The organism is Rhodanobacter spathiphylli B39, assembly GCF_000264295.1.
In the GTDB taxonomy this organism is placed as follows: domain Bacteria; phylum Pseudomonadota; class Gammaproteobacteria; order Xanthomonadales; family Rhodanobacteraceae; genus Rhodanobacter; species Rhodanobacter spathiphylli.
Map to the genome: position 1 here is coordinate 78,998 of NZ_AJXT01000004.1, position 21,582 is coordinate 100,579.

The 21,582-nt window shown below is 67.3% G+C and carries 19 protein-coding genes; 7 read left to right on the top strand and 12 right to left on the bottom strand.

Features of this window, described 5'->3' with window-relative positions; genetic code table 11:
• The first annotated feature begins 96 nt into the window (after positions 1-96).
• The 3 genes from UU7_RS01080 to UU7_RS01090 all read left to right on the top strand — a co-directional run bounded on the left by UU7_RS01080 (position 97) and on the right by UU7_RS01090 (position 3,622).
• Positions 97-762: a response regulator gene (locus tag UU7_RS01080; RefSeq protein ID WP_007804552.1), complete on the top strand. Its 666-nt coding sequence runs from the start codon at positions 97-99 to the stop codon at positions 760-762.
• Entirely contained in the window at positions 759-2,153 is a 1,395-nt protein-coding gene (locus UU7_RS01085; RefSeq protein ID WP_007804554.1) for a sensor histidine kinase, read from the top strand. The genes UU7_RS01080 and UU7_RS01085 overlap by 4 nt, the downstream gene beginning before the upstream one ends.
• 299 nt (positions 2,154-2,452) lie before the next feature.
• Positions 2,453-3,622, top strand: a complete 1,170-nt coding sequence (locus UU7_RS01090) for a glycosyltransferase family 9 protein (protein ID WP_083845901.1) — start codon at positions 2,453-2,455, stop codon at positions 3,620-3,622.
• Positions 3,623-3,647: 25 nt separating this feature from the next.
• Here UU7_RS01090 and UU7_RS01095 read toward each other — a convergent pair whose 3' ends face one another.
• Genes UU7_RS01095 through UU7_RS01115 form a run of 5 tightly spaced genes read right to left on the bottom strand, consistent with a single transcriptional unit; the run spans position 3,648 to position 10,899 of the window.
• The gene (locus tag UU7_RS01095) at positions 3,648-4,673 is read right to left on the bottom strand and encodes a YncE family protein (protein WP_007804557.1); all 1,026 of its coding nucleotides are present in this window, start codon (positions 4,671-4,673) and stop codon (positions 3,648-3,650) included.
• 28 nt (positions 4,674-4,701) lie between these two features.
• Positions 4,702-7,779, bottom strand: a complete 3,078-nt coding sequence (locus UU7_RS01100; RefSeq protein WP_050981397.1) for an efflux RND transporter permease subunit — start codon at positions 7,777-7,779, stop codon at positions 4,702-4,704.
• Positions 7,776-8,843, bottom strand: coding sequence for an efflux RND transporter periplasmic adaptor subunit (locus tag UU7_RS01105; protein WP_007804560.1), 1,068 nt, complete (start codon positions 8,841-8,843; stop codon positions 7,776-7,778). Before UU7_RS01105 ends, UU7_RS01100 begins: the two co-directional genes overlap by 4 nt.
• Positions 8,840-10,276, bottom strand: coding sequence for a TolC family protein (locus tag UU7_RS01110; RefSeq protein WP_007804562.1), 1,437 nt, complete (start codon positions 10,274-10,276; stop codon positions 8,840-8,842). Before UU7_RS01110 ends, UU7_RS01105 begins: the two co-directional genes overlap by 4 nt.
• Positions 10,276-10,899, bottom strand: a complete 624-nt coding sequence (locus UU7_RS01115) for a phosphatase PAP2 family protein (protein ID WP_007804564.1) — start codon at positions 10,897-10,899, stop codon at positions 10,276-10,278. Before UU7_RS01115 ends, UU7_RS01110 begins: the two co-directional genes overlap by 1 nt.
• Before the next feature lie 166 nt (positions 10,900-11,065).
• Between UU7_RS01115 and UU7_RS01120 the strand changes: the two genes are divergently transcribed.
• Both UU7_RS01120 and UU7_RS01125 read left to right on the top strand, forming a co-directional pair.
• A complete protein-coding gene (locus UU7_RS01120; protein WP_007804566.1) occupies positions 11,066-11,767 on the top strand; it encodes an MtnX-like HAD-IB family phosphatase in 702 nt (233 codons plus the stop codon).
• A gap of 14 nt (positions 11,768-11,781) precedes the next feature.
• Complete coding sequence (locus UU7_RS01125; protein ID WP_007804568.1) at positions 11,782-13,185, top strand: aspartate aminotransferase family protein; 1,404 nt, start codon at positions 11,782-11,784, stop codon at positions 13,183-13,185.
• 606 nt (positions 13,186-13,791) lie between these two features.
• On the opposite strand, the gene UU7_RS01130 is transcribed toward UU7_RS01125, so the two are convergent.
• The 3 genes from UU7_RS01130 to UU7_RS01140 form a co-directional block, all read right to left on the bottom strand.
• Positions 13,792-14,349 (bottom strand): hypothetical protein, encoded by a 558-nt coding sequence (locus UU7_RS01130; RefSeq protein WP_157581792.1) that lies wholly within the window; start codon positions 14,347-14,349, stop codon positions 13,792-13,794.
• Positions 14,350-15,156: 807 nt separating this feature from the next.
• Positions 15,157-16,389: a beta-ketoacyl-[acyl-carrier-protein] synthase family protein gene (locus tag UU7_RS01135; RefSeq protein WP_007804571.1), complete on the bottom strand. Its 1,233-nt coding sequence runs from the start codon at positions 16,387-16,389 to the stop codon at positions 15,157-15,159.
• Positions 16,389-16,661 carry an acyl carrier protein gene (locus UU7_RS01140; RefSeq protein WP_007804574.1) on the bottom strand — a complete coding sequence of 91 codons (273 nt, stop codon included), beginning with the start codon at positions 16,659-16,661 and terminating at the stop codon, positions 16,389-16,391. Before UU7_RS01140 ends, UU7_RS01135 begins: the two co-directional genes overlap by 1 nt.
• A gap of 92 nt (positions 16,662-16,753) precedes the next feature.
• Between UU7_RS01140 and UU7_RS01145 the strand changes: the two genes are divergently transcribed.
• Positions 16,754-17,824 carry a GNAT family N-acetyltransferase gene (locus UU7_RS01145; RefSeq protein WP_007804576.1) on the top strand — a complete coding sequence of 357 codons (1,071 nt, stop codon included), beginning with the start codon at positions 16,754-16,756 and terminating at the stop codon, positions 17,822-17,824.
• Complete coding sequence (locus UU7_RS01150; RefSeq protein ID WP_007804578.1) at positions 17,817-18,698, top strand: arginase family protein; 882 nt, start codon at positions 17,817-17,819, stop codon at positions 18,696-18,698. Before UU7_RS01145 ends, UU7_RS01150 begins: the two co-directional genes overlap by 8 nt.
• A gap of 2 nt (positions 18,699-18,700) precedes the next feature.
• Here the strand turns inward: UU7_RS01150 and UU7_RS01155 are convergent, their stop codons facing one another.
• From UU7_RS01155 to UU7_RS01170, 4 genes are read right to left on the bottom strand one after another with little or no spacing between them, the layout of a single operon-like run.
• Positions 18,701-19,912, bottom strand: coding sequence for a DegT/DnrJ/EryC1/StrS family aminotransferase (locus tag UU7_RS01155; protein WP_007804581.1), 1,212 nt, complete (start codon positions 19,910-19,912; stop codon positions 18,701-18,703).
• 11 nt (positions 19,913-19,923) lie between these two features.
• Positions 19,924-20,331 (bottom strand): DMT family transporter, encoded by a 408-nt coding sequence (locus UU7_RS01160; protein ID WP_007804583.1) that lies wholly within the window; start codon positions 20,329-20,331, stop codon positions 19,924-19,926.
• Entirely contained in the window at positions 20,328-20,699 is a 372-nt protein-coding gene (locus tag UU7_RS01165) for a DMT family transporter (RefSeq protein ID WP_007804585.1), read from the bottom strand. The genes UU7_RS01160 and UU7_RS01165 overlap by 4 nt, the downstream gene beginning before the upstream one ends.
• 8 nt (positions 20,700-20,707) lie before the next feature.
• Complete coding sequence (locus UU7_RS01170) at positions 20,708-21,544, bottom strand: alpha/beta hydrolase (protein ID WP_007804586.1); 837 nt, start codon at positions 21,542-21,544, stop codon at positions 20,708-20,710.
• Between the last annotated feature and the right edge of the window lie 38 nt (positions 21,545-21,582).

The following is a 21,582-nucleotide window of genomic DNA, read 5'->3' on the forward strand; positions in this document are numbered from 1 at the left end:
GTCCAAGCCTTTCGCAAGCCAGTTGTTGCATAGTCACGCAGGTTCGGACGCGACATCGCGCTTCGGCCTTCACGTCGCGACATGCAGGGAGATCCGGTGCACATCATCCTGGTGGAAGACGATCCCCAACTGGGCGCGGCGATCCAGCGCGCCCTGGAGCGCCTGGCCTACACGGTCAGCTGGCTGCGCAACGGTCGCGAGGCCCTGATTGCGCTGCGCGACGAAACGGCGGACCTGGTGCTGCTCGATCTCGGGTTGCCCGGCATGGACGGCCTGGACGTGCTGGTGGAGACGCGCCGTGCGCACGTGAGCACGCCGATGATCGTGATGACGGCCCGCGACGGCCTGCAGGCCCGCGTGCACGGGCTGGATGCGGGGGCGGACGACTATCTGATCAAGCCGTTCCATCTGGACGAGCTGTGCGCGAGGATCCGCTCATTGAGCCGGCGCGCGCAGGGGCTGGCGGTCAACCGCATCGAGATCGGAGCGCTGGCGCTCGACCTGGGCACGTCGCAGGTGACATTTCGGGGTGAGCTTGTCGAGCTGACTCGCCGCGAATTTGCCCTGCTGCAGATCCTGATGGAGCGCGCCGGCAAGCTGGTGCGCCGCGAAAGCCTGGTCAACTCGCTGTATGGCCTGGACAACGTGGTGGGCGACAACGCGCTGGAGGTGCTGGTGCATACGTTGCGCAAGAAGCTCAGCTACGACACCGTCCGCACGGTGCGCGGATTCGGCTACATGATCCCGCGGGAGGTCGAATGATCCGGTCGAGCCTGCGTGGCCGGCTGCGCTGGCTGATCATCCTGGTGATGGTCGCCGTACTGTTGCCGCTGGCGGTGCTCAGCTTCCAGCGCACCATGCAGGAGGTCAACGAACTTTCCGACGGCCGGCTGGCGCAATCGGCCCGCACGCTGCAGGTTCTCATCGGGGAGGAGGGCGCCGAAGCGCTTGACGGTGGCGATCAGGACGACAAGCTGATGCCGATCGAGGTGCCCGAGGCGCCGACCGTGCAGCGACACCGGTATTCGTTCGAATCCGAAGTCGGCTTTCAGGTGTTCGACACTTCCGGCAGATCGATCATGGCTACCGCGAATCTCGCCGCGTTGCCTCCTCCCGGCGCCGGGGACGCAAATTTCCGGGACATCGATGCCGGCGGCTATCGCTGGCGCCTGTTCACCCTCCGGGACGAAACGCATGGCGTGGTGATCCGCACCGGCGAACGCTACGACAGCCGTCACGACATCCTGCGTGCGTTGTGGTTCGACCATGCCCTCTCCCTGCTGATCGGCCTGCCGCTGCTGGGGTTGCTGGTGGGCTGGGCGGTCAAGCGCGGGCTGCGACCGCTGGAGTCGTTGACCGACGCGCTGGGCTCGCGTGCGCTGGGCAGCCGCGAGCCGATCGTGCTGGAACAGGCGCCGCTGGAATTGCAGCCCGTGCTCGACGCATTGAACGGACAGTTGCAGCGCCTCGCCGATGCACTGGAACGCGAGCACCGCTTCAGCGCCGATGTCGCGCACGAGCTGCGCACGCCGCTGGCCTCGATCATGCTGAACATCGAGAGCGCCACGGCCACCGGTGATCCCGACGAGGCCGCCACCAGCCTGGCCGGCGCAAGACACAACGTGGCCGCGCTGGCCAGGCGCGTCGAACAGTTGCTGGTGCTGGCCCGGCTGGAGTCCGGCGCGGCGCTGGAACAGCGCCGGTCGATCGACCTTGTCGGCGTCGCCATCGACGTGATCGAGGAGCTGACGCCGGTGATTGCCGAGTGCGGCGCGGAACTGGGTTTCATCCATGACAGCCAGGCGGCGTGGGTGCTCGGCCACGAGGCGGCGCTTGGGGCACTGCTGCGCAATCTCATCGAGAACGCCATGCGCCATGTGCCGGTCGGCGGCCAGGTACAGCTGTCGCTGTCGCAGGACGCCCGGTTCACCACCATCGAGGTGGCCGACGACGGGCCGGGCATCCCTCTGGAACGGCGTGCCGCCGTATTCGCCCGTTTCCATCGCGAAGCCACCGGCCGCGGCGAGGGCTACGGCCTGGGATTGTCGATCGTGCAACGGGCGGCCGAGCTGCATGGCGCCAGCATCGACCTGCTCGATTCGCCGTTCGGCCGCGGACTGCGGGTGAAGGTGAGCATCCCGCGCAGCAGCTGACCCGCTGGACGAGCTCGTCCAGCGGATGTTCCCCGTTCCCGCGGCGAGCAGGCCCGCCGGATCGAAGCGCGGCGTGATCGACGATGATCCTGCCGGGTGCCGCGTTGGGCCCTGTCAGGCCCTGGCCGGGAGGGCCAGGCATGGTCGGAGCCTGTTCGGCGAAGCTGTCTGTTTCCGCACGACGTGACACGGTGGTCGCGGCGCCCACTTCCTGCCGGCGTGTGCCCGGCGTGTGCCGGTTAACCCGATACTCACGAGCCGATAAGCGTGCTGAAAGCGACGCGCTTCATGCTGCTGCCATGACCGTTCCCGATACCGTCCGTTCCCTCGTTGCCACGCCGCTGCCGGCTGCCGACTCCACCAAACCACCCGTGTCATGGGATGCGCGGGGACGGGCGTGGGCGGCCTCGATCCTGCGCCGCAGGTTTCGTCGGGTCGGCCGCGCCTTGTGCGCGCCCGGCGGCTTGCCGCCAACCGGCATCCACCGGGTGCTGGTGTGCCGGCCAAACCATCGGCTTGGCAACAGCGTGCTGATCAGTCCGCTGATCGCGGAAATCGAGGCGCTCTATCCCGGTGCTGAAATCGACATCCTGGGCAGCTACGCCAGCGAATGCCTGTATGCCCACCGATTCAGCGTCCGCACGGTGTTCGCGCTGCCGGCCAAGATCGCCCGTCATCCGTGGTTGTCGGCAGGCGTGCTGCGTGCACTGCGACGATGCCGGTACGATCTCGCGATCGATGCCTGCAACGGATCGCAGTCCGGCCGCATCGCGCTGGCTCTGGCGCAGGCCCGCTACAAGCTGGGATTTCCCGACCCGACCTTGAATCCCGCATCGGCGTGGCATGCGCTGAGCTGGCCCGATCACCTGGCGCATCGCGGCGTGTTCCTGCTGCGGCAGGCCTGTGCCCGGGCGCCGCGGCCGGACTATCCGCCACTCAATCTCGACCTGGCGCCCGATGAAAAGCGTGCGGCGGCCCGGGTCATGGCCAGGCTGTGCGATGGCTCGCGCGCACGCGGCGGGGCAACGGTGGCGATCTTCCCCAACGCGACCGGCGCCAAGTGCTATGGCGAGGACTGGTGGCAAAGTTTCGTGGATACCTTCGAGTCGCTGTGCCCAAAGATCAGGCTGGTGGATCTGCTGGCAGCGCACGGGCGCTCGCAACTGGGTTCGCGGCTGACGCCGTTCTATTCGCAGAACCTGCGCCGGCTGGCCGCGATGACGGCCTGCATGGATGGCGTCATCAGCGCCGACTGCGGCGTCATGCACCTGGCTGCCGCCAGTGGAACACCCACGCTGGGCCTGTTCTCGGTCACCGACCCGGCCAAGTACGCACCCTACGGTGGCGCCAGTGCTGCGCTGGACACGCGCGGGATGGATGCGGTGGCCGCCGCAACGGCGGCCGCGCAGTGGTGCAGCCGTCTGTTGCCGCGACAGGGTTCGGAGTCACTTCCCGCCTGCGGAAAGTGACGCCCACCCTTCGCGTATCCGGCGATCAGTGCTGCCCGACCACCAGGACGCCGAAGCTGTCCGGCACCATCGCGTGCCGGCCATTCGGCTGCAGCGTGCTGCCGAAGCGCGCGGCGGACAGGTAGAGCCGGTGCAGCTTCGGGTCCAGCGCCAGCGTGCGTGCGCTGGTCCGGGTGGGGATGGTCGCCGCGACGCTGAAGTGATCCGCATCGTCTTCGTGCACGGCGGTGATCGTGCCGCTTTCGCCGTTGGCGCTGTAGATCATCGACTGCGCGGCGTCGAACACCACGGCATCCGGGCCGTCGCCGATCGGCACGATCGCGACCAGGTGACCGTCGAGCGCATCGGTGATGGCCATCTTCCGGTTGTCGCACACCGAGAACAGGCGATGGCGGCTGACGTCGATGGCCAGGCCGCTGGGTGATTCGCACGGCGACAGCTGCCACACATGCAGCAACTTGCTGCTGGCGGTATCGATCTGCACCAGTTCGGACCGGTCCTCGATGTTCGCGTAGACGTGGCCTGCGCCATCGGAAACGGCGAACTCGGGTTTGCCGGGCAAGCCGATCGTGGCGACTACGGCGCCCTTCGCCGGATCGATCACGCTGGCCGTGCGGCTCCTGCCGTTGAAGGTCAGCACATGGTGCGAGGGTGGGTCGTAGACGATGGCGTCGGGGTTCTCGCCGGTGCCGCTGATGGTCGCCAGCGTCCTGAAACTGCCCAGGTCGAATTCGGTCACCGACGCGTCCCTGCCATTGCTGGTGAAGCCGCGCTGCAAATCGTCGGCGATCGCGATGCCATGCACGCCGGCTGTACCGGCAATCGTGCCGATCTGCTTCTGTTGGTCGACATCGATCACCAGCACGCGATCGCCGCGGCTGACGAACAGGTGCCGGTGCGGCGCGTCGAAACTGAGGTAGTCCCAACCGCCCGGGCCACCCAGCGACAGGGTCGACAGCAGCCGCGGCGCAGCTGACGGCGAGGCGGCGTGGCCGGCCGCCGGAATGGCCAACAGCAAGGCGGGCAGGAGGGAGTGAAGCAGCTTTTGCATGGCGGTCACCTTGGGTGGGGAGCGGGAATCAGCCGGCGGGCGCGGGCGCGGTGGAAGCTGGAGGCATCGCCTTGCCGCGGCGATGCAGCAGCGCGTACAGCACCGGCATCACCAGCAGCACCAGCGGCAGTTGCAGCAGCATGCCGGCGATGATCGCCACCGCCAGCGGCTGCTGCATCTGCGAACCCTGGCCGAGCGCCAGCGCCAGCGGCAACAGGGTCAGGATCGCGGCGAGGGTCGACATCAGGATCGGCCGGGTGCGGTGCGTGCCGGCGTCGTGCAGGGCGTCGTGCAGGGCGAGCTCGCGCTGCGCATCGTCCAGCTCCGAGAAGTAGAAGATCGCCACCTCGGTGACGATGCCGACGATCATCGTCATGCCCATCATCGAGGAGATGTTCAGCTCGATGCCGGTCAGCCACAGCCCGACGAAAATGCCGGGCAGGGCCAGCAACGGCATCGCCATGATCGCCAGCGCCACGCGAAAACTCTCGTACAGGAACAGCAGCAGGGTGAACACCAGCGCGATAGCGGCCAGCATCACGATGGTCAAACCGCGGAAGGCCTGCTGCTGTTGCTGGTAGACACCGCCGAGCTGATAGAACATGCCCTTCGGCAGCAGGCCCGGTTGCGCCAGCACATGCTTCACGTCGCCGATCACCGCGCCGAGGCTGCGCCCGCTGATGCGTCCGGTCACCGCCACCATGCGCTTGAGGTTGTCGCGGGTGATTTCCGGCTGGCCCTGCACCTGCTTCAGCGCGGCCACTTGCGACAGCGGAAACAGATGGCCATCCGCGGCGCGGATCGGCAGCGCCGCCACCTGTTCGAGCCGCTGGTGCGCACCGTCCGGCAGGCGTACCCGCACGCCGACCACCTTGCCGTCCACCGGCAGTTGCGCGGCGACGGTGCCGTCGATCGCGGCGGCGACCTGGTCGGTGACCGCGGCGGGATCGAGCCCCTGCAGCGCGGCCCTGGCCGGATCGACCTGCACGGTCAGCGCGTCACCCGCCGGGTTGATGCCATCGAGCACGCCGACCACGCCGGTGATCCTGCCGATGGCCGCAGCCACCTTCGTGGCGGTGGCATTCAGCTGTTCCGGGTCGTCGCCGTACAGCTGCACCTCGATCGGTTGCGGCACTGCCACCAGGTCGCCGATCAGGTCCTCCATCAATTGCGCCAGGTCGATGTCGAGCCCTGGCACCTGCGCTTCCACCGCCGTGCGCACCTGGGTCATCACCTCTTCGGTCGAGGGTCGCGAACCACTCTTCAGGCGCACGAAGAAATCGCCCTGGTTCGCCTCGGTGAGGCCGCCGCCCAGTTGCAGGCCGGTGCGCCGCGAGTAGGTGTCGACGTGGGGATTGGCGCGGATGATCGCCTCGACCTGGTTGAGCAGGCGATTGGTTTCCTGCAGCGAGGTGCCGGGTCTGGACAGGTAGTCGAGGATGAAGCCGCCTTCGTCCATCTTCGGCATGAAGCCGGTGTTCACCCGGGTAAAGGCGAAGACGCCCACCAGCAACAACGGCAACACCAGCAGCAGTGTGAGCACGGGTCGCCTGAGCCAGCGATCCAGTAGATGGTGGTAGCCGTCCATCATCCGCGTGGTGAAACGAGACGGCGGATGTTCGGCCAGGTGACGGCGGTCGAGGAAGCGTTCGGCCAGCAGCGGCACGGCCACCCACGTCAGCAACCAGGAAATGATCAGCGCGCTGGCCATGGTCAGCGACAGCGCCTTGAAGAACGCACCGGTGACGCCGGTGAGGAAGGCCAGCGGCAGGAAGATCACCACGGTAGCTGCACTGGAACCGGTCAGCGGGCGGGTGAACTCCCACGCCGCCCCGGCGATGCGCTCATGCACGTGGCCTTCGCCCTGGTGGAGCCGCCGCATGATGTGTTCGAGCATCACGATCACGTCATCGATGATCAGCCCGACCGCCGCGGCCATGCCGCCCAGGGTCATCATGTTGAAGCTCATGCCGAGCACGCGCAGCAGCAGTACGGTGATCGCCAGCACCGCCGGCACCACGATCAGGGCGATCAGGATCATCCGCGTGTTGCGCAGGAACACGAACAGCACCAGCGCGGCCAGCACGATGCCGATCAGGATCGCGTCGCGCACGCTGCTGGCCGCACCGGTGACCAGGCGGGTCTGGTCGTACCAGTTGGCGACCTTCACGCCCGCCGGCATCTGCGGGGCGAACTCGGCCAGGCGCTGCTTCACGTCGCCGGCAATCTGCACGCTGTTGCCGGCTGGCTGCTGGTAGACCTGCAGCAGCACGGCGTCCTGTCCGTCGGCATTGACCCGGACCCACTGCGGCACGTGGCTCAGGCTGAGGCGCGCCACGTCGCCCAGCCGCACCATGCCGCCCGGACCCGCGCGCAGCACGATGTGGCGCAAGCTGTCGAGGCTCTTCGGCTGGTTGTCGGCCAGCAGCAGGTAGAGCTTGTAGTGATCGGAAACCCGCCCCATCGCCTGGATCGTGGCGGCGTGACTCACTGCGGCCGACACCTCGGCCAGGCTCAGGTCCAGCGCGCGCAGCTTGCCCGGATCGACGTCCACATGGAACTCGGCCACCTCGCCGCCCTGCACGTCGACGTGGGCGACGCCGGCGATGCCGCTGAGCAACGGCCGCAACTGGTATTCGGCCAGGTCGTGCAGTGCCGCGGGCGACTGCGTGTGCGAGCGCAGGCTGTAAGCCAGGACGGGAAAGGTGGTCGGGTCCATGCGCCGGGTCGACATCTGGGTGCCGGCCGGCAGTTGCGGCAACACCTGGCTCGCGGCGCCGTTGACCTCCTGCAGCGCAGCGGCCATGTCCGCGCCCCAGTCGAAGCTGATCGCGATGTCCGCGCTGCCGCGGCTGGTGGTGGAGCGCACGTCGCGCACGCCGCGCACCCGCCGCACGGCTTCCTCCACCGGCGTGGTCACCTCGATCGCCATCTGGTCGGCCGGGCGGTCGCCCGCGTCGAGGGTCAGCTGCACCCGCGGGAACGCCACGTTGGGGAACAGCGCCACCGGCATCAGGAAGGCGCTGGCGATGCCGCCGAGTGCCAGCGTCAGGGCGAGGAACAGCAGTGAGCGCCGGTGCTGCTGCATCCATGCGGTGAGACTCACTTGGCCGACTCCCGCACCGCATCGCCGTCGTTGAGTTCGTACACGCCGAGCACGACGACCTTCGCCCTTGCGTCGAGCGGGCCGTCCACGCCGACCGGATCGCCTTGTGCACTGCGCAGTTTCACGTCGACCCGCTTGGCATGGCCTTGCTCGACCTGGAACAGGTAATCGCCGTGGTCGTCATGCAGCACGGCGGCGCGCGGCACCGACCAGGCGGTGAAATCCTCGGTGCGGATCTGTGCATCCAGCGGCGCGCCGGCAACCAGGCTGGCGCTGGCGGTGGCCGGCAACTCGACCTGGGCGTCCAGCAGACGAGTCTGCGGATCGATCGCCTGGCCGACCATGCGCAGCGTGCCGATGAAAGTTTCCCGCGCGCCGTATACCGGCTGCAGCTGCACCGGCATGCCCGGCTGCAGCCGCGCGGCATCGTCCGGCTGCACGCCGAGCACGGCCAGCAGCGCGTGCGTGGGAGTGAAGCCGAGCAGGGGCGCGTTCGCGGCCACCCGTTCGCCCAGTCCTACCTGCAGACCGGTGACCACGCCATCGGCCGGTGCGTCGACGGTTTCACTGGCTGCTCCACCAGCCAGCGCGCGCTGTGCATCGAGCGCCGACTGCGCATCGGCCAGTGCCTTGCGCGCCGTCGCCAGTTGCGATTGCGTGGCCAGTCGCTGGGCGGCCAATTGTTCGGTGCGCCTGAGCTCCCCGCTAGCCAGGGCCAACGCGGTCTGCGCTTGCTGAAAGGCGCTGCGCGCCGCCGGGTCCGGGGCGATCGTCAGCAGTGGCTGGCCGCGCTTCACGGTCTGTCCCGCCGACACCTGCAGCGCGGTGACCTGGCCGCCGTGGGCGAGGCTGATCGAGCGGGCATGCCGGGGGTCGCCGGCCGCGCTGCCCCAGGCTTCGATGCTGTCGTGGAAGGTCTGCCGGGTCGGCGTGGCCGTGGTCACCAGGACTTCGCCAGCGGCGGCGGTGGCTTCGTCTTCGTCCGGCGTGGTCTTGCCGCAGCCGGACAACAGGCCAGAAAGAATGGCCATGCCAAGAACGGAAATGATGACGGAACGATTCATGGCGGAGATGCTTGTGTGGAGGCGGGTGGAGTGGCAGCCAGATCGGTGTTGCCCAGCAGCGCTTCCAGCGCGATCGACTGTCTGGCGCGCTCCAGTTGCGCGCTCAGCAGGTCGAGGTCGGCGCCGAGCGCGCTGCCGCGTATCGCCAGGTAGGTGGGCCAGTCCAGCGTGCCGGCCTGCCAGGCCTGTTCGGCGGACGCGCGTGCCTGATCCAGCCGCCGTGCGTGCGCGGCGAGGGTGACGAGCTGAGCGTCGAGCGTGGCGAGGTCGCTGCTGATCCGCTGCATGTCGCTGCGCGTGCCCAGCACCCGTGCTGTGTAGTCGTCATGCAGTTGCTGGCGGGTGGCGCGCTCGATCGCGATGTTGCCGCGGTTGCGGTCGAACAGCGGCAGGGTGATGCCGATGCCGAGGCCGTTGGTGTACACCGCACTGGTGTCCCGCGCGGTGTTGAAGCCGATGTTCAATGCGGGAAACTGGGCCAGGATTGCGCTGCGCACCCTGGCCTGCTGCGACTGGTAACCGGCCTGCAGGGCCAGCAGGTCCGGCCGTCGCCGAGGCAGGTCGTCGAACGCCGCCCGCACCTGTTCCGGGGTGGGCTGGCCGAGCCAGGGCGCGCCGACCAGGTCGAGCTTCGCCGTCGGTGCCAGCCCCAGCAGCAGGTGCAGGTCGGCCTGTGCCTGATGCAGTGCGATCGTCGTGTCGGCCAGCCGCTGGTGCACGTCGGCCTCGGCATTGAGCCCGGCGCTGGCACTGTCGTAGGTGAGGTTGCCCGCATCCAGCGCGCTGCGGATATGGCCAGTGACCGTGGCGAGGGCGGTTTGCTCCTGCTCCAGTCGTGCCCGCTGCGCGCGCATGCTCAACACCTGATCGAACAGCAGTCGCGCCTGCGCCACGGTCTGCCACTCGGCCCACAGCAGGTCGAGGTTGACCTGGCTGGCCTGGCTACTTGCCGCGGCCTTGCGCGAGGAGCGCGTCAACAGAGCGGTGATGTCCTCGCTCAGCCCCAAGCTGTAGGCCGTGCTCAGGCCGGCGCCGGACTGGCGTGGAAAGTCCGCCGACAGCGCCAGCTGCGGATCGGGCAGCAGGCCGGCGGCGAAGGCCTGCGCCCGCGCGACGCCCAGCTCGTCGCGCTTGACTCGCAGTTGCGGATTGTTGATCACGGCCAGCATCGCCACCTCGGCGACGTCGAGGCCATCGGCGGCGTCAAAGCGATGCGTCGACAGCGCCGGCAGCGGCATGTTCGAGGTCGGCGCCGCCAGCCGTGCCACGTCGGCCGCACCGGCACCGCTGTCCAGCGGCAGGTCGGCATAGGTGGCGCAGCCGGACAGGCCCAGCGCCGTGGCGAGCATCAGGCCGACCCATCGCTCAACCCGGCGCGCGCGATCGTTGCGCACGCGCGCGGGATCTGCGGTGGCGCGGTGTCTGTCTCGCATCACTTGAAATGGTGGATGAAGCCGACCTGGAAGCCGCCTGGCAGCCAGCCGACGATCAGCGGCGACTTCCGGTGCGAGGCCCACAGGCCCACGCCGGTGCCGACCGCCGCACCCACCAGGACATCGCTCTGCCAGTGGCCGCGGGTCTTCACCCTGGCGATGGCGTCATAGACCGGCAGCAAGGCCAGCGCGTAAACCGCCGGGTGATCCTGGCCGTAATTCACCATGAACGGCGTGACCGCTGCCGAGACTGCCGCCACCTCGCCACTCGGAAAACTCTGTGCGTGGCTGCCGGCAAAGAAGCGGTCGGGGTTGCTGGTCTGCGAGGGACGTTCGCGCTGGAACGCCAGCTTCAGTCCCTCGGTGCCGAGGCTGGTGACCGCCAGCGCATCCACCGAGCGCCAGAAGGTGTCGCCCAGCTTGTCCTGATCGCCAAACACCAGTGCGCCGCCAACCACCGTGGTGATCGTGCCGTACATCAGCACGTTCTGGTTCGAGCGCTTCCAGATGCCGCTATTGTCGTAGTGGACGCGATGATCGATGCCCAGCGGTCCGCCGGAAGCGAAAGCGCCGCCGGGGGCGAGGAGGGCAAGGCACAACAGGAGCGATGACAGGATGCGCATGTCTTTTTCCTCGCCAGGCCGACACAGCTGGCTTGCACCTGCCAAAGCTACGCAGGCCGGCTTTCGGTTTGCTTAGAGACCGGTTTCGCGCGTGTCACGGCTGGAAAGGCGCTGGAAAGGCGGGCTGCCTAAGCTGCGCATCCATTGCTGCTGATGCGAGTTCGCGATGCGCGTGCCTGGCTGGACCATCCTGTGTGATTTCGACGGCACCATTTCCGTCGAGGACGTGATCGACTCGCTGCTCGATCGCTTCGGCCGGCCCGGCTGGGAAGTGCTGGAGCAGGACTGGCGCGCCGGCCGCATCGGATCGCGCGAATGCATGGCCGGCCAGGTCGACCTGCTCCAGATGACCCGCGCCGAACTGGATGCACACCTGGCCGGGATCTGGATCGATCACGCGTTCCCGGGCTTTGTGGCGAAGGCGCGCGAGCTTGGCGTGCCGATCCGCGTGGTCAGCGATGGACTCGACCATGCGATCCAGCAGATTCTCGCGCGCTACGGCCTGGACCATCTGCCAGTGGCGGCGAACCACCTGGCGCCGGCGCGACCGCCGAAGCAGTGGCAACTGACCTCGCCATTCCAGGCCGAGGGTTGTCGCAGCGGCACCTGCAAATGCGCCTGCGTGGCGCAGGCACGCGAAGGCGGCGCGAAGACCTTGCTGATCGGTGACGGTGCCTCCGACTTCTGCGCGGCCGATCGCGTGGACTTCGTGTTCGCCAAGCATCGACTGATCGAACATTGCCGCGCCGCCGGCATTCCCTACGTGCCGATCACCGGCTTCGAGGACGCCCTCGACCTGTTGCCCCGGCTGCTCGACGGCAGCCTGGCCAGCCATGCGGTTCCCGCGCTGGCCACCACTTCCCACTGACCCCGGATTCCCCCATGAATGCTTTCGACAAGAACACCTCGGTGGTGATCGACGACGCGCAGCTGCTCGCCGACGAGGCGAAGTACAGCTCGTTCGGCGACACCGTCCATTACGTCGACCCGCCGAAGATCTTCCGTACCTGCGAAGGCAGCTACATGGTCGACAGCGCCGGCACGCCGTTCCTCGACCTGCAGATGTGGTACTCGGCGGTCAATTTCGGCTATGGCAACAAGCGCCTCAACAACGTGCTGAAGAACCAGATCGACCTGCTGCCCCAGGTGGCCAGCCAGTACCTGCACCAGAGCCGCATCGAGCTGGCGAAGACGGTGGCGCTGGATGCGAAGCGCAAGTTCGGCCTGGACGGCCGCGTGCACTTCAACGTCGGCGGCGCGCAGGCGATCGAGGATTCGCTGAAGATCGTGCGCAACGCGCGCAACGGCAAGAGCCTGATGTTCGCGTTCGAGGGCGGCTACCACGGCCGCACCCTGGGCGCCTCGTCGATCACGTCGAGCTACCGCTACCGCCGCCGCTTCGGCCACTTCGGCGAGCGTGCGATGTTCCTGCCGTTCCCGTACCCGTTCCGTCGTCCCAAGGGCATGACCGCAGAGGAATACTCGGACAGCTGCGTCAACCAGTTCGCCCGCCTGTTCGAAACCGAATACAACGGCGTGTGGGACCCCAAGACCAACCAGTGCGAATACGCCGCGTTCTACGTCGAGCCGATCCAGGGCACCGGCGGCTACGTGATCCCGCCGCCGGGCTTCTTCAAGGGCCTGAAGAAAGTGCTCGACCAGTACGGCATCCTGATGGTCTCCGACGAGATCCAGATGGGCTTCTGGCGCACCGGCAAGCTGTGGTCGATCGAGAACTTCGGCGTGACGCCGGACATCGTGGTGTTCGGCAAGGCGCTCACCAACGGCCTCAATCCGCTGTCCGGCCTGTGGGCGCGCGAGGAACTGATCAACCCCACCGTGTTCCCGCCCGGCTCGACCCACAGTACCTTCAACTCCAACCCGCTCGGCACCTCGCTCGGCCTCGAAGTCATCAAGATGGGTTACGAGCTGGACTACGAGACGAGCGTGCCGAAGAAGGGCGCGCACTTCCTCGACGGTCTGCGCGAGTTGCAGAAGAAGCACAAGGAAATCGGCGACGTCGACGGCCTGGGGTTGGCGCTGCGCGCCGAGATCTGCACCGACGACGGCTTCACCCCGAACAAGGCGCTGCTCGACAGGATGGTCGACATCGGTCTGGCTGGCGATCTCACGCACAACGGCAAGAAGATCGGCCTGGTGCTCGACGTGGGCGGCTGGTACAAGAACGTGATCACCTTCGCACCGTCGCTGGACATCACCCACGAGGAGATTGATCTGGCGATGAGCCTGCTGGATCAGCTGCTGACGAAGGCCAAGAAGGGCTGATTTGCGCGGTGTGGATTGAAGGCCCGGCGGGCGACTGCCGGGCCTTCTCATGCCCGCGACTTTCTCCCTCTCCCCGCCATGCCTGCGAGATGCTTTTCAACAGCCGAAGGCTGGTCAGGCAGGCATCGCACTTCATCCATCATGTCTGCGGCAGAGTCTCCAGCCAGAGCAAGGGCTTTCGTCTGCCTGCGGTAGCCGAGTTACTTTCTCTTTGCGTGCTCAAAGAGAAAGTAACCAAAGAGAAAAAGCACCCCGCTTGGCGCTTGCCGGGCATCGTGCCCGGCAAGTCCGTGAGCCGGGGCCGGGCTTTTCGAGCGGGCATCCTGCCCGCGCGAAAAGGCGAGTCCGTCCATGGACTCGCCCGCTGCGCGGCCTGTCGACCCCGACTCACCGCCGCGCAAGGGACCCCGGGTAGAGCAGCGCGCCATCCTGGCGCGCACTCGGTGCGCAACCGCTTCGCGGTTGCGAGAGCAGGGCGCGGCGGCAAGGGGAACGTCTTCTATCGGCCAGAAGCGGCCGTTGAAAAAAGTGCACTCTGACCCGGGTTTTCGACCCGGGTTTTCGCATGCAAAAGTTGAATCTGCCGGGTGATCTTCTGCACGAACATCAACCCTTAGTGCGCTGCCCCAGCGCTCTTAAAAGGTTCTGTGCCTCGGGAAACCCCACATGGATGTACAAATCAATCCACCAGCGAAGAGCGCCAGCGTAGACGTCGTTGTCGGACGACCGCTTTCCGTCCAGGCAGATCCACACACTGGACTGATTTTTGTCCTCGTTGTGCTCGACTTCAATGCTTAGATTTTTCATCTCGCCGCGCTTCACTGAGACATGCTTTCCTGCGGTCGCGAGTTGTCGACAAATGGCGACGTCCAAGCTTGCCTCCCGAACAGCAGACGCGAAGTCAGAGAACTGGTCACCCTTACATCTAACGGCAGCTCGAAGATCATCTAAGCGCTCAGGAGGGCACCGCACCCATATCCAATCTGTAAGATGCCAAGCCGACGCCGCGGCGTTTTGCGACATGAACATCCGCACCAACGGATCGACGTCCTTAGCAGCGTGAATTTGCTGGCATTCCCACAACAGCTTGGAGAGAGGACCGATCGGATCCTTGCCGACAAGCGTCTTACTGAAATCTATCTCTTCGTCAGGAACAATGACCATGTCTGTGGACTCCATGAAGAAGATGCCGCGAACGTAACCGCGACTGCTGTCAATCGCAAGGAGCGGTCTATGTCTTCCGCGCCAACTTGACGACGTCAAACTTTCTTAAGTTTCCGCGCGGCCCGATATCGGCCAGAAGCCGCCGTTCAACTTCTACCTGTCTGGCAACTACGGCTGCAATTGCTGCGGCCTTCATTGACCTGATATCCAGCATGTACTCCGAAAACCGGGTCAGAGTGCACTTTCGAACGTTCGCCTCAGATCGCAAGCGGCCGATCAGCGACCGGTTCTGCAACTCTTGCCCTTGTGAAGGAACATGAAAGGCCACGCGCAGTGCTTTAGCTTTGCTCCCGTTTTTTTTGAAAGTGCGGGCCAGGATGGCCCGCTGCTCTACCGGGGTCCCTTGCGCGGCGGTGAGTCGGGGACGACAGGCCGCGCAGCGGGCGAGTCCATGGATGGACTCGCCTTTTCGCGCGGGCAGGAGCCCGCTCGAAAAGCCCGGCCCCGGCTCACGGACTTGCCGCCCATGGATGGGCGGCAAGCGCCAAGCGGGGTGGCCTTTCTCTTTGGTTATCTTTCTCTTTGGCCACGCAAAGAGAAAGTAACTCGGCTGCCGAAGGCAGACGAAAGCTCTTGCTCTATAGAGCCGGTGCGCCGAACAAGAGCATCGCGCGCGAGCGTGCTCCTAGGCATTCGTCGTCTTGCGCGACGGCTGAAGTGCGATTCCTGCCTGACCAGCCTTCGGCTGTTGAAAAGCGTCTCGCAGGAATGACGAGCGAGAGGCGGGCTTGTTTGAGGCGACGCCGCTCAGGGCGCCCGCTTCAACGCCAGCACCGCGTTCAACCCGCCGAACGCGAACGAGTTGGAGATCGCGGCACGCACCGGCATCTCGCGCGCCACGTTCGGCACGTAGTCAAGGTCGCAGGCGGGGTCGACCTGGTCCAGGTTGGCGGTGGGTGGCACCACGCCGTCGCGCAGCGCGCCGATCACGGCGACCAGTTCGAGTGCGCCGGAGGCGCCCAGGGCGTGGCCGTGCATCGACTTGGTGGAGGACACCGCGAGGCGGTCGGCGTGCGCGCCGAAGGCGAGGCGGATGGCCTTCGTCTCGGTGACGTCGTTGGCCTGGGTGCCGGTGCCGTGGGCGTTGATGTAGTCGACGTCCTGCGGGGCGAGACCGGCATCGGCCAGCGCCTGGCGCATGGCTGCGGAGGAGCCTTCCGCGCTGGGCATCACGATGTCGGTGGCGTCGGCGCTCATGCCGCTGCCGGCCAGTTCGGCGAGGATGGTGGCGCCGCGGGCGCGGGCGTGTTCCAGCGACTCCAGCACGAAGATGCCGGCGCCTTCGCCGAGCACCAGGCCGCGGCGGTTCGCGCTGAACGGGCGGCAGGTGTCGTCGGCCAGCACGCGCATCGCTTCCCATGCGCGCATCGCGCCGTAGGTGAGGCAGGCTTCGGTGCCGCCGGTGACGGCCGCGTCGACCATGCCGTAACGGATCATCTGCGCGGCCTGGATGATCGCGTGGTTGGCCGACGCGCAGGCGCTGGCCACGGCGAAGGTGGGGCCACGCAAGCCATGGGCGATGCTGATCTGGCTGGCCGAGGCGTTGGTCATCAGCCGGACGATCGTCAGCGGATGCGTGCGCTGGGCGTTCTCCGCATACAGCCGGCGGCTCTGCTCGTCCTGGGTGGTCTCGCCGCCGACGCCGGTTCCGACCACCACCGCGGTGCGCAGGCCGAGCGCGGACTGGCCGAAATCGATGCCGGATTGCCCGATCGCCTCGCTTGCCGCGTGCAACGCGAATTCCGATGTACGGTCGAGCAGCGGCACGGTGCGTTCGTCGATGTTCGCGGCGGGGTCGAAGTCTGCCGGCACCTGGGCGGCGATCTTCAGCTTCAGCCGGTCGGCATCCGGATGACGCAACGGGCCGATCCCGCTGCGACCCTCGCGCAGACCTTGCCACAAGGCTTCGGCACCGATGCCAAGCGCGCTGATCGCGCCCATGCCGGTGATCACCACCCGTTGCAACGATGGCGTGGACATCAGGCGTCGCCTTCGCTGCCGGCGGCCTTGTCGTCGAACGCCTTCTGCACCGCGTCGACCAGGCTTTGCGCGGTATCGGTGCCGAAGTTGGCGCCTTGCTGGTCGGGGAAGTTGATGTTGAATTGTTCCTCGATGTCGAAGATCAGCTCGATCGCCTCCAGCGAGGCGATGCCCAGGTCCTTCAGGGTCGACTCGGGCTTCACGTTGGCCACGTCGGTCTTGGCCTGCTTGGCGATGATCTCGAACACTTGCTGCTGGATCGTTGCGGTCATGGGATGTCCTCGGGTGGCAGGCACGATGGAAGGCTCGCGCAAGGTGCCCCGTGCAAACTGCGCCGGCACAGTCTAGGTACCCTCGCTTACGCATGCCTTTCATCGCACAACTGGAGCCGGACGCGTTGCTGGCGGCGTTCATGCGGGAGCCGCCGGCCGGCTTCGCGGTGGATCATTCGCCGCAGGGCATGGCGGCGTTCGTGGCGCCGTTCGACCTGCTGACCACGGCCGACGACACGCTGCGCCGCCGCATGGAAGCGTTGCCGCTGTACCGCCACTGGCGCCGGCTGCTGCGCTGGCGCACCCGCTTTGCCGGCACCACCGTGACCGAATATGCGCCGCTGCCGCCGGCGGTTTCCCCCGCCGCGCTGGCGCATGGGCTGAAGGCGGCGTACGGGCGTGAATGCCGGCTGCTGATCGTGAAGGACATCGCGCAGGACTCGCCGTTGCTGGATGCCGCCGGCAATGCGCATGCGCGTGCGTTCGCCAGCGCCTGCGAGGCCGAGGGCTTCGTGCTGCTGGAAGGCCAGGCGCTGGCCTGGGTGCCGATCGACTTCGCCTCGAACGACGAGTATCTGGCCCGGTTGTCGGCTGGCCGGCGCAAGAACATCAGGCGCAAGTTGCGCTCGCTGGCGGATCTCGACATCGAGGCGGTGCCGACCGGGGACGGGCGCTTCGATGACGAGGCCACCCTGACGGCTTTCCACGCGCTGTTCGACAACGTGTACGCGCAGAGCGAAACCCATTTCGACCGGCTCACGGCACCGTTCTTCCGCGCGCTGCTGCAGGACGCCGACAGCGGCGGCGTGGTCTTCGTCTACCGTCACGCCGGGCAGGTGATCGGCTGGAATCTCTGTTACGCATACGGCGGCAAGCTGATCGACAAGTACATCGGCTTCGCCTACCCCGAGGCGCGCGAGCACAACCTGTACTTCGTCAGCTGGATGCACAACCTCGACTACGCGCGCCGACGCGGACTCACGCATTACGTGGCCGGCTGGACCGACCCCGAGGTGAAGTCCTTCCTGGGCGCCAGGATGACCTTCACCCGCCACGCGGTGTACGCGCGCAATCCGCTGTTGCGCGGCTTGCTGCGTCGCCTCGGCAATCATTTCGAAGGCGATCGTCCATGGCAGTTGCTGAAGGATGCCGCCGATGACTGAGATCGCCAACCGCCCGGTGGTGCTCGACATCGACGCATCGGTGGGCCCGCTGCGCGACCGCCTGGTGCTGCCGCTGGCGCGCTGGCAGGAGTCGCTTCGCTTCGCCAGTTCGCTTTCGACCATGCGGCGGTTTGCGATGGTGCTGGACGAGTTGCTGCCGGCCGATCACGGCACCGTGTTCCTGGGCAGCGGCGACTTCCATCACCTGAGCTGGCCGCTGATCGCGCGGTTGCCGCAGGAAAAGCCCTTTCAGGTCGTCGTGCTGGACAATCACCCGGACAACATGCGCTTCCCGTTCGGCGTGCATTGCGGTTCGTGGGTGCGCAAGGTGGCTCTGCTGCCGCAGGTGGATCACGTGCATGTGCTCGGCATCACCTCGACCGACATCGGCGCGGCGCACGCGTGGGAAAACTGCCTGGCGCCGCTGCGTGGCGGCAAGCTGAGCTACTGGAGCATCGGCGTGGACACGGCCTGGTCGCGCCGACTCGGCCTGGCGCGGGCCTTCCGCAACTTCGATACCCCCGCCGCGATGGTCGATGCCTTCGTCGAGCTGCAACGCTCGCGGACCATGCCCAGCTACCTTTCGATTGACAAGGACGTGTTTGCTCCCGAGGTGGCGCATACCAACTGGGACCAGGGCCAGCTGCTGACCGATCATGCACTGGAGCTGATCGGCAGCCTGCGGCGCGGCCTTGTCGGCAGCGACATCAATGGCGAGGTTTCTCACTATCGCTACCGCAGCTGGTGGAAACGCCGGCTGTCGGCGATGGATGCGCAACCGGCGATCGACCCCGCGCAACTCGTCGGCTGGCAGGCGCAGCAGCACGCGCTGAACCTGCGGCTGCTGGACGCCATCTCGGCCGTATCCGCCTGAGTTCAGGCCAGCACTGCTTCCAGCGTGCGGCAGATCGTTTCGAAGTCCTCGTCATCCAGCCATGGACTGTTGCTGACGGTGAGGCTGCGTGCGGCGAAATCGCGGGCGTGCGGCACGTCCTGCGCGGCAACCATCTCTTCGAGATAGGCGTAGTCGGGCAGGGCATGGATGAACAGGCGGCTGACGCCGTAACCGGATGACCACAGCTGCGCCAGCGCCGCGTCGCGGTGTTGCCGATCGGGCAGCAGCAGCAGCAGGAACGGCCAGGTTCCCTGCGCATCGGGCGGGTCGCCCAGCACCCGCACGCCCGGGATGCGGCGCAGGCGCGGCAGGCGACGCTGCGCCTGTGCGGACAACTGGTCGAGGAACGCCGGCAGGCGGACGGCGGCGTGCGCGCCCACGTCCTGGCGCCAGCGGCCGACCCGATGCAGCGGAATCGTCAGCGGGAAATCATCACCGACCGCGGCGACCGGATCACCGCGGCGCAACGCGCGCCGCAACGGACGGCCGTACGCCAGCCGCAGTCCGGCCGGGCGGTACAACGCGGCGTAGCCCAGCAATTCGATGCAACGCCGCCATTCCGTGCCGATGCGGTTCGGCACGATGCGTGCGGCGGTGCGCGCCAGTCGCTCGCGCAGTTCCGGTTCCCGCGCCAGCAGCAGGCCGCCTTCGTAAATTGACAGCCCCTTGCCGGCGGCCAGGCTGAAGAATCCGATGTCGCCGGTCATGCCGACGCTGCCGCCATCGCGTCGTGCGCCCAGCGCCTGGGCGGCATCCTCGATCACCCGGGCGCCGACGTTGCGGGCAACGGCAAGCGCATCGCCGACATCGGCGACGCGGCCGGCAAGATGGGTGGGGATGATCGCCAGCGTGCGTTCGTCGCAGGCCGCGCGCAGGGCGATCGGGTCCATGTCGTGGTGACCGGGGCGCAGATCGCACAGCTGCAGTTCGAGCCCGGCGGCGTGCACCGCGATGGCGACCAGGGGACAGGTGAAGGCGGGTACGACCACGCGCCGGCGCGTCGGTTGCAACGCACTCAGCGTGGTCAGCGCGATCAGCAGGCAGGCGGTGCCGGAACACTCCAGCTGCAGTGGTGGCGTGCCCAGTTGCGCGGCGATATCGGCGGCCAGCGTCGGCGCGCCGGGTCGCAGGTCGCCCGGCCGCAGCGGCAGTCCGGCGGTGGGCGGCAGTTCGTGGCGGCGACGAGGCGGCATGGGCGCAGCGCTCAGACCCGTGCCGGCGCAGGCTCGTCGTCGGGCGGCTGCTCGCGGCTTTCGGCCAGGCCCAGGCAGACGATGCCGGCGATGATGGCGATGGCGCCGAGCACGCGCGCGACCGTGAGGTGTTCGTCGAACAGCCAGATCGACAGCAGCATCACCGACACCACTTCCAGGTGCGAGGCGGCAAACGCGGGCCCGATCGGCGCGTGCTTGAGCAAGGCCATCCAGGTGAAGAACGCGCCGACGTAACCGACCACCGCGCCGTAGATCCACGGCTGGCCGAACACGCGCAACAGCCACGCGACGCTGGCCTGCACCGGCAACGCCTGGCTGCCGGCGACCTTGAAGCTGATCTGCGCCAGCGTGTCGAAGGCCATCAGCAGCAGGAAGCCGAACAGGTAGAAGCGCCTCATCCGCCGAGCCCCACGATCGCCACGCCCAGCGTCACCAGGGCGATGCCGATGACGCGCAGGCGGGTCAGTTTCTCGCCGAACAGCAGGCGACCGGCAAGCATGATCGCCACGATGTTGATCGAGCCCAGCAGCACGCCTTCGGACAGCGGGATCAGCGACAGGAAGGCGATCCACACCAGGAACTCGACGGCGTAGCAGCCGATGCCGAGCCACAGCCACGGCCGCGCCGCCATGTGCTTCCAGCGGGCGAGGCCATCGCCGGCGTCGCTGTCGCCGGCAGCGGCCTTGAAGGCGAGCTGGCCAGTCGTGTCCAGCACGATGTTGAGCAGCCAGAGGCCGACGACCAGGGTGGAAAGGGAGCCGGTCACGGGCCGGCTCAGGCGGCGATGCGCCCGGCATTGCCGGCGGTCACGACGCGGTCGAAGAAGGCGGCCGAATGTTCGATCAGGGTGCGCCGTTCCCTGTCGATGGTGATCATGTGGTAGCTGTCTTCGAGCAACAACAGCTCGGTGGGCGCGTTGACGCCGCGCACCACCAGTTCGGCGTTGCGCACGCTGGCCACGTCGTCATCGCTGGCATGCGCCACCAGGCACGGCGCATTCACCTGTGGCAGTCGGCGCCGCACATCGGCGGCCAGTCCATACATTTCGGCCAGCGAATACCAGGGGTTGCCGGGCAGGCCGGCGGCGGCGCTGTCGCCGCTGAGCATCGCCGTGCTGACCTGGGCACGCAGCCGCTCGTCGCGGATGCCGTAGGGTGGCTGCTCCATGAAGCTGCGGTGGCGGCCAATGCCCAGCCTTTTAAGCAGCGGCAGCAGGAACGACAGCCGCGCCATGTGCGGAATGCTCCAGCCGTCGTAACGGAAGGTGGCGCCGTAGACGCCGACGCCGGAAACCTGTGCGGGCCGATCCGCGGCCAGCTTCAGCGCCAGCAGCGCGCCCATCGACAGCCCGCCGACGAACAGGTGGTCGACCTTGCCGAGCAGGTCGTCGGCCGCCGTTTCCACGCTGGCGTACCAGTCGCGCCAGCCGGTGGCGAGCAGGTCGTCGGCGTTGCCGCAGTGCCCGGCCAGCTGCATGCCGTGCACCGTGAAGCCGGCCTTGTGCAGTCCCTTGCCGAGCAGCCGCATTTCCATCGGCGTGCCAGTGAGGCCGTGGATCAGCAACACGCCGCTGCGGCCACCTTCGAAGAAGAACTCGGTTTGCTGGATCACGCGGTTGTCCTGCGGTGTGTGCGGCGAGTGGAGGCGTG